The following is a 12580-nucleotide window of genomic DNA, read 5'->3' on the forward strand; positions in this document are numbered from 1 at the left end:
GAGTGGGCACCTGACAAGTCAGGCTTTGATCTGAATACTGATAATAACGTGCCTATTCCAGTGAGCCAAGCTGATGGGATATTTTTTCTAGACGCTCAGGGGTACCTACATCGGTCCATGAGCCTGCTAGTAACTCACCACTCAGTTGTTGTGTAGACATGGCTTGTCGTAGCAAAGGCCCTAGTGGGGCGGGCTGGCCTGCAGGTAGCGAGGAAAATAAGGCAGGCTTATAACACGCTATACCGCTGTAGGTAAGCGTTTTATCCGAAATTGTAAGGGGATGTTCCGAGAGCAATTTACTTGGGCTTTGCAGGTAAAAATCGCCCTTGGTGTGGTGCTCAGGGTTTTCTACCATCCATAGATGGCCCAATAGCTCACTATGCTGCAAGTGGTTTGCAGCGGCAAAAGCTTGTTGGGCATCCCAGTCGGTGAATACATCACCGTTAATAATCAGAAAAGGGGCATCGCCCAGTAATGCCAAGGCCTGCCGGATGCCGCCAGCGGTTTCCAGGGCAGGGTTTTCTGGGCTGTATTGAATATGCACGCCGAATTGGCTGCCATCTTTTAATTGAGCCTCGATTTTGTCGCCTAACCATGCGTGATTAATCACTATGTCAGTAATACCAGCGCGTTGCAGGCGCAAAATATGCCATTCAATTAGCGCATGATCGCCGGCGCGTAATAGTGGTTTAGGGCAATGGTCGGTCAGAGGCCGCATGCGTTCGCCGCGGCCGGCCGCCAAAATCATGGCTTTCATTAAAGGGTGACTCCCAGTACGGTTTGACGGCCCTCAATGCGGTCCAGTACTTTGCGTATAGGGAATAGCTCTTCGTAGCGGCTGCACACTTGGCGTATGTACGCTTGTAGTCTAGGTAGATGGGCCAAATACCAATCTTTGCCGTCGCGAATAGACAAGCGGCAAAATACCCCCAGAATACGCAGGTTACGCTGCACGCTCATCCACTCGTAGGCTTGATGAAACTCAGCGAAATCACGACTTACAGGAAGGTTGGCGTGTATAGCTGCTTGCCAGTAACGAATAGCCCAATCCAATTGCTGCTCTTCATCCCACGTGTGTCTGGCATCCATGACTAACGACGCTAAGTCGTAGGTGATAGGGCCAAGTACAGCATCTTGGTAGTCAATAATGCCAGGACGCATCGTATCGTCTGTGGGCATCATCAGGTTGGGGGTGTGGTAGTCACGGTGTACAAACACTTGCGCCACACTGACGTTATCTTCCACGAGCGCGGCAAAGCAGGTTTGTAGCGCTTTGCTTTCTTGTTCGGTCAAGGTGGTGTCACAATGTTGATTAATGAACCATTCTTCAAACACTTGTAACTCTTCCAGCATGCGAGCTTCGTTATAGTGCGGCAAGCCTGTGCTGTCAGCTTGTTGTAGCTGTACCAAGCTTTGGATTGCTCCGCGGTACAAGGTTTGGATGGTTTGATTGTCTAAACCTTTTTGCAGAGCATGCCAAAAGTTGTCTTGGCCCAGATCGCTCAGCAGTAAAAAGCCTTGTGCGACGTCGCTGGCTAAGATGCGCGGCACATTTAGGTCATGAGCGGCGAGTCTGTGGGTAATATCCACAAAAGCGGCGGTATCTTCTTTAGCCGGAGGCGCGTCCATCACAATTAGGGTGCCATGTTGGCTGTCCAGACGGAAATAACGTCTGAAACTTGCATCGCCAGAGGCAGGGCGCAGCGTATCAAGGCGCAGGTCGTTAACGCAGTCCAATGATTGCAGCCAGCTTAACAAGAGCTGATAACGGGTGTCATTGGTGAGGTTTGAAGTGGCATCCATGGGCTAAGAACAAAGATTTGCAAGAAAAAAGGCGAATTGCGCTGCCGTATCGGGCGAGCTTATCTATAATAACGGGTCACGGCCAGCAAAAGTGTGGCCGGCCATTACTTTAGTGTAATTCTATTTTCCTGGGGATACGGATCCGGTGCGAGCGGTCAGACGTTTTCATTTATTGTTGTTAGGCTCTCTGACGTGCGCCGTAATGCCTGTCAAAGTGGGGGCGAAACAGCCCTCCTTGCAAGCCTCCCCTGCGTTGCAGGTTCGCCATGTCGCCGATGATGACATGACCTCCTTCTTGGTTGGTGACAAGCTAGAAAACCAAGAAAACGGCGAAGTGGTGTTAACGGGCGATGCGCAAGTGCGTCGTATAGATTCCGTTAGTAAGGGCGATCAGATCCGTTACGACCGGAATACCGGTGATGTAAAAGTGCGCGGTAATGGCGTACTGATGCGCGGAGGCAGCATTGTGCGCAGCCCCAGCATCGACTACAACATGAAATCAGAAGAGGGCGAATTAGATGCCATGCACTTCTGGTTGGCTGGTGGTTCTTCGGGTACAGCGGAAGCCGGTACGATTTACAACAGCGACCACATGAAGTTGGACGATGTGCTGTATAGCGGTTGCCCGTGTCCTGAGCCCGCCTGGTACATCAAAGCCCCTACCGTCGATTTGTACATAGACGAAAACCGAGGTGTAGCGCGTAACAGCGTGCTGTATTTCAAAGATGTGCCTATTTTCTACTCGCCATATTTCTCATTCCCACTGCGCGAAGAGCGAAAATCAGGTTTCTTGACTCCTATATATGGCTACACCAGTAACAGCGGCTTGGAATTGGCCTTACCGTATTACTTCAATCTAGCCCCGAACTACGATGCTACGCTGACACCGCGCAATTACTCTAAGCGTGGTTTGCAGCTGGATGGTGAGTTCAGGTATTTAGGCCGTAGCTATGAAGGCCAAATCAATGGTTCGTATTTGAATCATGACAATAAAACCCGTGAAGCGCGCTGGATGTTATCTACGCAGCACCGTCAGCGTTTAGGCTACGGTTTTGGGTTTAGTGCACGGTATAACCGCGTATCGGACGATAACTATTTCCGCGATCTGACGTCTATTGACTTGGGTAATGCCAATATTAATAACTTGGCGAGTTCAGCGGCGTTTACCTGGTCTGGTGCCAAGTATTTCAATGCCTCGCTGTCGGTGACTCAGTATCAGACACTGCAGGATGAGACGGCTGGTTACAGAACTCCTGAATACAATCAATTGCCTAGTTTGAAAGTGCGGGGGGCTCGTTACAACTGGGGTGGTTTTGATGTAGTGAGCGAAAATGCTGTTACGCGATTTGAAATGCCATATTACTCGGGCACGTTGTCGCAGTTTAATAAGTTTCGCACCTTAAGAAGAGAGCCTAACGGTACGCGAATGTCTTCTTTGACGTCTGTAAGCTACCCTATGGTACGTCCATATGGGTACATTACGCCGAAAGCATCTTTGCATGTAAGTCAGTATGATACCGACTGGAGCGCTCTACCAGATACAGATAATAATCGTGTAAGACGCCAGAACCCCCATAGTAAAGGGCGAGCACTGCCACTACTTTCGATTGATTCAGGTTTGTATTTTGAGCGTGACACTAGTTTATTTGGTAATGCAGCAATACAAACTCTAGAACCGCGCATGTATTACCTGTATGTACCTTACAGAGATCAGAGCATGTTGCCGGTCTTTGATACCAGTGTGGCGTCCTTTAACTTTTCCCAGGCTTTCAGTGAAAACATCTACAGTGGTGGTTGGGACCGCATTGCCAATGCAAACCAGTTAACGCTGGGGTTGACTACGCGTTGGCTGGATGCTGACACAGGTGAAGAGCGCATGATGCTGCAAGTAGCGCAACGCCTGTATTTTGAAGATCAAAAAGTGTTTTTGCGTAATACTGCCAACAATGAGTATCCTGAAACTCGACGTCGTTCAGATTACTTGTTTGGTGCCGGTGCAGCATTGACGGATACGTTGAGCTTACGTGCAGATGCGCAGTTTAATCCACAGTCTAGACGTACGAACCGATTGAGTGCAGGTTTTAGATGGCAGCCACAGCGCTTGGCGACTTTGTCTGCATCATATCGTTACGAGCGTGACCCTAGAGCCTTTGATAATCCTAACTATTTCAGAGAAAATCCTAATCAGGTAGATAATGGTAGAGAGCGTGTGTCAGTAACCACGCAATGGCCTTTGTCTAATAAAGTGTTTGCATTAGGACGTGTGGATTATTCCTTACAGGAAAAACGCAGTACACAAACCATTTTTGGTATGGAATACAAAGGCGAATGTTGCTGGGCGGCGCGTGTCGTCGTACAACGTTATGCGGTATCTGCTGAGAAAAGTAATTCGGCAGTATTCCTGCAGTTAGAACTGTCTGGGCTAGGCGCTGTAGGCCCTGACCCGATGAAGATGTTGCGTGAGCGTATTGTTGGGTATGAACCCATTACGCCAACTAGCACAGAAACAACCACCTTCGAGAGGTATGAATAAAGATGCGGTTACGCTGTTCTAAATTTGTGTTGTCAGGAAGTCTGGCGCTGGTGTCTACGCTGTTCGCTGTGACAGCGGGAGCCCAGCAGACCGCTCAACCCGCAGAACGTTCTGCCCGCTTCGTCGATGGTATTGCCGCGATTGTTGATTCTCAGGTGATTACACTGCGCCAGGTAGATAACGAGTCAGCCATAATTGCTAAGCAGTTGCAGGCGCAGAATATTCCTTTGCCCGATCAAGAAACGCTGCGTTTGCAGGTGTTGAATAGACTGATTGATCAGACTATTCAAGAGCAAGAGGGTAAGCGTTTGGGCATCGTGATTACGCCTGAGTTTTTGGAAAATGCCGTGAAAATGGTGGCTGAGCGCAATAAGATCACCCCTGAGAAACTGCGCCAAGAAATCACTAAAACAGGTATGACGTGGGATGAGTACCTCAAAACGTTACGCCACGACTTACTGTTAGATCAGTTGCGTCAACGTATGGTGGATGAGCGTATCTACATCAGTGATGCTGAGGTGGATGCCTACCTGAAAAGCCAAGGCGTACAAGTACGTAGCAATGCTGGTGTGAGTCAGCCCTCTGCTGCGGCGAGCCCTATATATATAGAGTTGGCACAGATTCTGGTACGAGTCCCCGAAGGTGCTGACAGCAACACAGAACGCAATCAGCGTTTGAAGGCAGAGGCATTGCTGGCACGTGTGAAAGCGGGTGAGGATTTTGCGGGTGTGGCTGCGGCGGCCTCTGAGGGGCCTGAAGCGCTAACTGGTGGTGTGCTGGGTATTCGTCCTTTGACGGGTTGGCCTGATCTGTTCATTGAGAACATCAAAGACCTGTCTTCTGGCCAAGTAAGCGGTCTGGTACGCAGTGGTCAGGGTTACCATATTCTGAAAGTTACCCACCACGGTGGTCAGGACAATAACGTAGATCCTTCCTTAGGGCATGGCCAAGCATCTGGAGCACCTGCAGAGCAAGGACCTATGATGGTTACGCAAACTAAAGCACGCCATATCCTAATCAAGTTGTCGCAGGTACGTGATGACGAGCAGGCTAAAGAGCGTATTGAGCAACTGAAACAGCGTATTAATCAGGGTGAGTCTTTTGAGGTACTGGCTCGCAGTAACTCTGAAGATAGCACTGCACCACAAGGTGGTGACTTGGGTTGGTTAACGCCCGGTGAAACTGTGCCGGCATTTGAGCAAGCCATGGATTCATTGCAACCAGGTCAGGTGAGTGAGCCTGTACGTTCGCAGTTTGGTTGGCACTTGATCCGTGTGGACGATAGACGCACCAAAAACATGGAAAATGAGTACCGTCGCATGCAGGCGCGTCAGCACTTGTTCGAGCAGCGCGTAGAGCCTGCGTTGGATGACTGGCTGAGCCAGTTGCGCGGTAGTGTATATATAGATAATCGCCTAGAAAAAGCATTGTCGTCGGAGCAGTAAACAGCATGGCTAAACATGAAGCCCGCAAGCGATTCGGACAGAATTTTTTGCATGATCTTTCCGTAATCGATGATATTGTGCGGGCGATAGATTTGCGTCACGACGATAAAGTGATTGAGATTGGCCCCGGTTTGGCTGCGTTAACGCGGCCATTATCGGAGCGCTTAGACCATTTGAACGTGATTGAGCTGGATAGAGATCTGGCTCATCGCTTGCGCAACAGCTTTAGCCCCAAGAAACTGACGATTACAGAAGCCGACGTATTGACGGTGGACTTTTCCGACTGGGGCGACGATATACGCATTGTGGGTAACTTGCCCTATAACATTTCCAGCCCGTTGTTGTTTCATCTGATGTCGTTTGCGCACTTGGTGCGTGATCAACATTTCATGTTGCAGCGTGAAGTGGTGGATCGTATGGTGGCGAAACCTGGCAGCAGCGATTACAGCCGCTTGTCGGTGATGCTGCAATCACGTTATCGCATGGTTAAGTTGTTCGATGTGTCGCCAGAGGCATTTGATCCTGCGCCTAAAGTGGTGTCATCCATTGTGCGCATGCGACCTTTGCCTGAAGATAGACCTCAAGCCAAAGATACGTCGTTGTTCGAGCAATTGGTGGCTGCAGGCTTTGCGCAGCGTCGAAAAATGCTTCGCGGTAGCTGGGCTAAATGGGCTGATAGTATTCCTTGGGAAGAGGTAGGTATCGCTCCTACCGCACGCCCAGGCGAAGTGAGCGTGCAGCAATTTATTGCTGTGGCTGATGCGCTGACTGAGCGCGGTATTACCGGCTAATCTAGTACAGGCTAGGCTGTAAAAAGCCTAGCCAAAAAACCAATAGCAGACACTAATGGCCGCAATCACGCCGGCCACGTCTGCAAACAGTGCGCACCCAACAGCGTGGCGACTGCGAACTACCCCTACAGAACCAAAATATACCGCTAGCACGTAGAAGGTGGTTTCTGTGCTGCCTTGAATGGTGGCTGAGAGCAATGCAGCAAAGCTGTCTACGCCATGATGGTTCATTGTTTCCAACATCAAGGCACGTGCCGCGCTGCCCGAGAAGGGTTTAACTAGAGCGGTGGGTAGGGCTTCTACAAAGCGGCTATCCATGCCTAAGCTGGTGACACCCCAGCGTATGCCATCTAGGAGCATATCTAGGGCTCCAGAACTGCGTAATACGCCTATGGCACACAGCATGGCTACCAAGTAAGGAAGCAAGTCGCGTGCTACGGCAAAACCGCCCTTAGCGCCTTCTATAAAGCTGTCGTAGACAGGGATGCGTTTCCACGCACCTACGCCTAGGAATAGCAAGATAATCACAAAGAGGCTGAGATTACCGAGTAGTGAAGACAAGCTACTGATGGCTGCGGTGCTGAGCGTCGCCAAAAAAGCCATAAATACAGACATACCGGCGAGTAATCCAACTAGCGTTAACAGCACCACAGGATCTGTTAAGCGTAAGCGCTGCATGATGGCAACGCTAATCAGGCCAGCTAAGGAGGATACTGATGTGGCCAGCAGAATGGGTAGAAACACCAGAGTAGGGTCCGGCGCACCTTGCTGTGCTCGGTACATGAAGATGGTGACCGGCAGCAACGTCAGCGATGACGCATTGAGCACCAGAAAGAGTATCTGGGCATTGGTGGCAGTTTGTGGTGTGGGGTTAAGGCTTTGTAAGGCCTGCATCGCCCGCAAGCCTATAGGCGTAGCAGCGTTGTCTAAGCCTAAGCCATTCGCCGCAAAATTCAGTGTAATTAACCCTAAAGCAGGGTGCCCGGCGGGGACTTCTGGCATGAGACGTTTAAAGACAGGGGCCAACCATTGGCCTAATTTCTCAACGATGCCGGCGCGCTCAGCCACACTCAGAAACCCCATCCACAGGGTCAGTGTGCCAAACAATATCAGCATGATGCTGACCGATAATTCGGCCATCTGGAACAAGCTGCTCACCATGCGGTTGAACACATCGGCGTCACCCATCCACAACCATTGAAACAGGGCGGCAATGGAAGCGATCAGAAAGAAACTGAACCAGAGTATGTTAAGCATCTATAGCGTGCGAGAAGAAAACGAAAAAACAGGCCAATAAAGGCCTGTGTAGGAGCTTAGTCGTTACGACCCGATTTTTGAATCAGCTCAATTTTGTAGCCGTCAGGATCTTCCACAAAGGCAATCACGGTATTGCCGTGTTTCATAGGACCCGCTTCACGTACTACGTTACCGCCTTTGGCTTTGATGGCAGCACAGGTGGCGTAAGCGTCTTCTACTTCAATGGCGATGTGGCCATAGGCATTACCCAAATCGTAGCTGTTTGTGTCCCAGTTATGAGTCAGTTCCAGTACGGCTGCTTCGCTTTCATCTTGATAACCTACAAAAGCCAATGTGAACTTGCCATCTGGATAGTCTTTTTGACGCAGCAGTTTCATGCCTAACACATCCGTATAGAAGGCTAGGGACTTTTCAAGATTGCCAACACGCAGCATGGTATGTAACAAGCGCATAGTGAATGACTCCATAGAGTTAAAGTAAAGGAAGCGTGTCAGGATGGTGCTTTTTGAGCAGGTTCCTGGCCGCCACATAATCTGGCATGAGTTGTTCTACTACCCGCCAAAAAGCGGGGCTGTGATTCATCTCTTTAAGATGAGCGACCTCATGGGCTATCACATAGTCTACCGCAGCAATAGGAAAGTGCATGAGTCGCCAATTAAGCATAATCATACCGTCACTGCTGCATGAGCCCCAGCGTTTAGCTGGGCTGGCTAAGCGCAAACCGCTATAGGAAATCCCCAATTTGTTGGTGTAGTAATCCAGTCTTTCTATAAAGTACTGGCGAGCTTGTTCTTGCAACCAAATTTGGGCGAAATCTTGTACTCGTGAGCGTTGTGCGTCTTGGCTCAAAGGCAGGGTGAGTGTATCGCCAGAGCAAGGTGCATGAGCTTGCCCACTAAACGTGCTTTTCAAGGCGCTGGGGTTTAACTGCAAAGCGATGGCCACGCCCAAATAGGGAATGTTGCCATTATGGCACCATTGGCTTTGGCCTAAGGCCAATTGCTGTAGGCGTTCTTCCCAGTCTAAGAGCTTGCGCACAATCCATGGGAATTTTTGTTCCAGCGCATCGTGTACTTGTGCGGAGGAAACCCAAGTGGGAGCAGTGATGACTAGCCCTTGCTCGTTAACGCGTAAGCCTATGGATTGGCGTTTAGAGCGCTTGAGTAAATACCCTAGCTCTTGCCCTTGTACTGTATACAGATGCCAACTGGTGCCCACCGGTAACCGGTCTGGCTTGCTAAGGATGGGAAGAGTAGGTGTAGTGTCTGTGGTGCGTGGCGCTACCGCTTTAGTAGGGGTAGTCGACGCATCATTGAATAAGGGTAACTGGGCCATGGCGCTACGAGTAGCGTTCAGGGTTCAGTACACGCATTTCGCCTTCAATCCAGTCCTCTACGGCTTGGTTTAGGGCTGCTTGCGACATGCCTTCAGGGTTAATAGCTGGGCCAAACGATACAGTGATTAAACCGGGTGTTTTGATGAACGCATTACGAGGCCAGCACTCACCCGCATTGTGAGCAATAGGTATCACCATGCTATTGGTACGGCAGGCCAGCATGGCACCGCCTTGCTTGTAGCGGCCCGTTTCACCTGGAGGGATGCGTGTACCTTCTGGAAACAGCAACGGCCAACGACCTTCGTTTAAGCGCTCTTGCCCTGTTTTTACGATTTGCTTCATGGCATCGCGGCCATTGCTGCGATTGATAGGGATCATACGCAGCAGTGCTAAGCCCCAGCCAAAAAACGGAACACGGTGTAGTTCACGTTTGTAGACGAAACAAACGTCTTTAGGCAGGTAGCCGCAAAAGAACATGGTTTCCCATGCTGATTGGTGCTTAGACAGCAATACAGCAGGGCCATCCGGCAGATTTTCCCAGCCTTTGACTTGCCAGCGTATACCTAGAATGTATTTGGCTCCCCATACGGCCAGATGTGGCCAGCCAGCGGTGAGCTTGTAGCGCCAGCGTAGTGGCAGCGGCGACCACAACAAACACAAAATGGAGTAGGGGATTACGGTAATCAGCAAAAAGAGCTGATAAAGTACGGCGCGTAAAATCAGCATGTAGACGTTCCTAACCAGTCATCCACCACGGCGGCCAGATTGGGCCGCACAATGCAGCTTTCTGGTAAACCGCCATTTTTTTGGGTTTTTAGTCCGTTTCCGGTTTCTACCAGCCACGTTTTGCAGCCTGCTTCAGATGCCGCTTGCAGATCACGTAGCGAATCGCCCACTGTCACGATATTTTGCAGCGACGGGTGTTCGTAGCGTCTGGCGATATCCAGAAACATACCGGGGGATGGCTTCCTACAGGTACAGCCATCATCTGGACCATGAGGGCACACAAAAATGGCATCAATTACACCACCGAATTTGGCCAGCTCGCGGCGCATCTTCAGGTGTATGGCATTTAGGGTTTGCATGGAAAACAGCCCTCGTGCCAAGCCAGACTGGTTAGTCGCAACAACGACTTTCCAGCCCGCTTGAGAGAGCCTTCCTATGGCTTCCAGACTACCAGGCAGGGCTTGCCATTCGTCAGGGCTTTTCACAAAAGCGCTGGAGTCATAGTTAATGACTCCATCGCGATCCAGTATGGCGAGCATTAGGCAGCCAGCCTAGAAATGTCAGCAACCTGATTCATCAACTGGTGCAGTTTTTGCAGCAGGGCCAAGCGGTTGTTACGTACCGCAGGATCTTCAGCCATCACCATGACATCAGCAAAGAAGTTGTCCACAGGTTCTTTGGCTTGTGCCAACGTAGCAAGGCTTGCGCTGAACTCACCGGCCAAGAATTGGCTTTCTGCCACAGGAGCCAATTGCTCAATGCACGCCGCCAGCGCTTGTTCTGCAGGTTCTGCCAGCAACGATGTTTGTACAGCACTGAGTTCGGTCTCTGCTTTGCGCAGCAAGTTGCCAATACGCTTGTTAGCACTGGCTAAGCTTTGAGACTCGGGCAGGGCAGCGAATTCAGAACATGCTTGAATACGGGCCTGCACTTGTTGCAGTGGTGGCTGTTGTGCCAACACGGCTTCAACGACGTTACGATCGTGGCCGTTAGCAACCAACTGGTTTCTATAACGTTCGTAGATGAAGTCTTGTACTTCAGCCAACGTGCTAGCAGCCAGTTCGCCTTCTTCAAAGCTTTGTGCAGCGATTTGCAGCAGCTCGTTTAAGTTCAAACGGCTATGGGCGATATCACCCAAGTAACCACCGGCTTCTAGCTGTTCAAAGGCACTAATCAGGCCCAATGCAGCACGACGCAACGCGTAAGGGTCACGCTCGCCTGTAGGAGCCAAGCCAATACCCCAAATACCCATCAAGGTTTCGGCGCGTTCGGTCAAGAACAATAGTGCAGACACTAAGCTAGCATCAGTGACAGCGTTGTTTAGACGGTGCTGGTATTGGTTGCGCAGGGCATCAATGACGCTAGCATCTTCGCCATCAGCGGCCGCGTAGTAGGCACCCATCACACCTTGTAGCTCAGGGAATTCGCCCACCATGTTGGTGTTCAAGTCAGCTTTGGCCAGCAGTGCAGCACGATCAGCTAAGGTCACATTTGCACCCAAGCGTTCGGCCAAGGCACGAATGATGGTACGCATACGTTCTACACGTTTGCGTTGTGAACCCAGTTTGTTGTGGTAAACACTGTTTTCCAAGCTGGAAACGCGCTCTTCCAACGGTTGTTTACGGTCGGTTTCAAAGAAGAATCTAGCATCTGCCAAGCGTGGCAGAATCACTTTTTCGTTACCTTGAATGATGTTGGAAGGATCATCCAACTGCATGTTGCTGACAATCAGGAATTGGTTGGTCAGCGTACCTTGTTTAGGGTCAAACAGAGGGAAGTAGCGCTGGTTCAGACGCATGGTCAGAATCAAGCACTCAGGTGGTACTTCCAAGAAAATAGGGTCGAATTGGCCTACGTAGACGCTAGGGTGCTCAACCAGTGCAGTTACTTCATCTAGCAGCTCTACCACTTCAGGATCGGTGCCTAGGCTAGCATCTAGACGTGTGCAAGCCTCTTGCAGTAGTGCTTCAATGCGAGCACGGCGATCAGCGTAAGACGCAATCACTTTACCTTCGGTTTCCAATTGGCCTACGTAGCTTTCTGGGCTTTGGATTGTAATCAGGCTTTCGCACATGAAGCGGTGGCCTTTAGTGGTGCGGCCAGCTTGCAGACCCAACGTGTTAACAGCAACGACATCATCGCCCCACAGTGCGATCAAGCTGTGTGCTGGACGCACAAAGCGCACGCTAGTCTGGCCATCCGACAATTGGTAGCGCATGACTTTAGGGATAGGCAGGTGCGTAATGCTGTAGTCCAACGCGGCTTGCAGGCCTTCTGCCAATGCAGCGCCTTTGGCCATGCCTTTAGCGAACAAGCAATCTTGTTTGCCATCGGACTCTACGTGCAGATCTTGCGCAGTTAGGTGGCCCAAACCTTTGCTTTCCAGACGTTTGCTCAGTGCAGGTGTCAGGTTGCCATCGGCATCCAGACCGATTTTAACTGGCATCAGTTTTTCGGAAAACGGCTGGTCATCGGCTTGGCCTTTGACGCTGCTGATTACAGCGGCCAGACGGCGCGGTGTGGCGTAGGCAGTCGCTGTTGCATCAGCATCTACCAAATGCTGTTCGCGCAGTGTTTTGAGCAGACCTTCAGCAAAGGCCTGGCCCATGTTGTTCAGTGCTTTTGGTGGCAGTTCTTCTGTTTGCAGTTCAACCAGCAATGAGCGGGATTCGTTTGGCGTCATGGTCAT

General features: G+C 50.6%; 11 protein-coding genes. 3 read left to right on the forward strand and 8 right to left on the reverse strand.

Annotated elements, in window-relative coordinates:
* Nucleotides 1-52 precede the first annotated feature (52 nt).
* Together murU and AC3QL0_RS03130 are read right to left on the reverse strand one after the other, a co-directional pair.
* Nucleotides 53-757, reverse strand: coding sequence for an N-acetylmuramate alpha-1-phosphate uridylyltransferase MurU (gene murU, locus AC3QL0_RS03125; RefSeq protein ID WP_493010039.1), 705 nt, complete (start codon nt 755-757; stop codon nt 53-55).
* Nucleotides 757-1803, reverse strand: coding sequence for an aminoglycoside phosphotransferase family protein (locus AC3QL0_RS03130; protein WP_493010040.1), 1047 nt, complete (start codon nt 1801-1803; stop codon nt 757-759). Before AC3QL0_RS03130 ends, murU begins: the two co-directional genes overlap by 1 nt.
* 202 nt (nt 1804-2005) lie before the next feature.
* Here AC3QL0_RS03130 and AC3QL0_RS03135 point away from each other — a divergent pair, with 202 nt between their 5' ends.
* The 3 genes from AC3QL0_RS03135 to rsmA are packed head-to-tail and all read left to right on the forward strand — an operon-like array spanning nt 2006 to nt 6572.
* On the forward strand, nt 2006-4336 hold the full coding sequence (locus AC3QL0_RS03135; RefSeq protein ID WP_493010041.1) for an LPS-assembly protein LptD: 2331 nt from the start codon (nt 2006-2008) through the stop codon (nt 4334-4336).
* Nucleotides 4337-4338: 2 nt separating this feature from the next.
* Entirely contained in the window at nt 4339-5781 is a 1443-nt protein-coding gene (locus AC3QL0_RS03140; protein ID WP_493010042.1) for a peptidylprolyl isomerase, read from the forward strand.
* 5 nt (nt 5782-5786) lie between these two features.
* Nucleotides 5787-6572 carry a 16S rRNA (adenine(1518)-N(6)/adenine(1519)-N(6))-dimethyltransferase RsmA gene (rsmA, locus tag AC3QL0_RS03145; protein WP_493010043.1) on the forward strand — a complete coding sequence of 262 codons (786 nt, stop codon included), beginning with the start codon at nt 5787-5789 and terminating at the stop codon, nt 6570-6572.
* Between the two features lie 27 nt (nt 6573-6599).
* Here the strand turns inward: rsmA and AC3QL0_RS03150 are convergent, their stop codons facing one another.
* From AC3QL0_RS03150 to glyS, 6 genes are read right to left on the reverse strand one after another with little or no spacing between them, the layout of a single operon-like run.
* Nucleotides 6600-7829, reverse strand: a complete 1230-nt coding sequence (locus AC3QL0_RS03150; RefSeq protein ID WP_493010044.1) for a nucleoside recognition domain-containing protein — start codon at nt 7827-7829, stop codon at nt 6600-6602.
* Nucleotides 7830-7885: 56 nt separating this feature from the next.
* Entirely contained in the window at nt 7886-8281 is a 396-nt protein-coding gene (gene gloA / locus AC3QL0_RS03155; protein WP_493010045.1) for a lactoylglutathione lyase, read from the reverse strand.
* A 19-nt stretch (nt 8282-8300) separates the two neighbouring features.
* Nucleotides 8301-9164 (reverse strand): M48 family metallopeptidase, encoded by an 864-nt coding sequence (locus AC3QL0_RS03160; protein WP_493010046.1) that lies wholly within the window; start codon nt 9162-9164, stop codon nt 8301-8303.
* Between the two features lie 4 nt (nt 9165-9168).
* Nucleotides 9169-9891, reverse strand: coding sequence for a lysophospholipid acyltransferase family protein (locus AC3QL0_RS03165; protein ID WP_493010047.1), 723 nt, complete (start codon nt 9889-9891; stop codon nt 9169-9171).
* Entirely contained in the window at nt 9885-10430 is a 546-nt protein-coding gene (gene gmhB, locus AC3QL0_RS03170) for a D-glycero-beta-D-manno-heptose 1,7-bisphosphate 7-phosphatase (RefSeq protein ID WP_493010048.1), read from the reverse strand. Before gmhB ends, AC3QL0_RS03165 begins: the two co-directional genes overlap by 7 nt.
* Nucleotides 10430-12574, reverse strand: a complete 2145-nt coding sequence (glyS, locus tag AC3QL0_RS03175; RefSeq protein ID WP_493010933.1) for a glycine--tRNA ligase subunit beta — start codon at nt 12572-12574, stop codon at nt 10430-10432. The genes gmhB and glyS overlap by 1 nt, the downstream gene beginning before the upstream one ends.
* Between the last annotated feature and the right edge of the window lie 6 nt (nt 12575-12580).

It is taken from the genome of Paenalcaligenes sp. GW821-LYS-B07-1 (assembly GCF_058803365.1).

Excerpts from the sequence above, each read along its gene's own strand:
- murU (WP_493010039.1), bottom strand. The coding sequence starts at position 757 with ATGAAAGCCATGATTTTGGCGGCCGGCCGCGGCGAACGCATGCGGCCT.
- AC3QL0_RS03130 (WP_493010040.1), bottom strand. The coding sequence starts at position 1,803 with ATGGATGCCACTTCAAACCTCACCAATGACACCCGTTATCAGCTCTTG.
- AC3QL0_RS03135 (WP_493010041.1), top strand. The coding sequence starts at position 2,006 with ATGCCTGTCAAAGTGGGGGCGAAACAGCCCTCCTTGCAAGCCTCCCCT.
- AC3QL0_RS03140 (WP_493010042.1), top strand. The coding sequence starts at position 4,339 with ATGCGGTTACGCTGTTCTAAATTTGTGTTGTCAGGAAGTCTGGCGCTG.
- rsmA (WP_493010043.1), top strand. The coding sequence starts at position 5,787 with ATGGCTAAACATGAAGCCCGCAAGCGATTCGGACAGAATTTTTTGCAT.
- AC3QL0_RS03150 (WP_493010044.1), bottom strand. The coding sequence starts at position 7,829 with ATGCTTAACATACTCTGGTTCAGTTTCTTTCTGATCGCTTCCATTGCC.
- gloA (WP_493010045.1), bottom strand. The coding sequence starts at position 8,281 with ATGCGCTTGTTACATACCATGCTGCGTGTTGGCAATCTTGAAAAGTCC.
- AC3QL0_RS03160 (WP_493010046.1), bottom strand. The coding sequence starts at position 9,164 with ATGGCCCAGTTACCCTTATTCAATGATGCGTCGACTACCCCTACTAAA.
- AC3QL0_RS03165 (WP_493010047.1), bottom strand. The coding sequence starts at position 9,891 with ATGCTGATTTTACGCGCCGTACTTTATCAGCTCTTTTTGCTGATTACC.
- gmhB (WP_493010048.1), bottom strand. The coding sequence starts at position 10,430 with ATGCTCGCCATACTGGATCGCGATGGAGTCATTAACTATGACTCCAGC.
- glyS (WP_493010933.1), bottom strand. The coding sequence starts at position 12,574 with ATGACGCCAAACGAATCCCGCTCATTGCTGGTTGAACTGCAAACAGAA.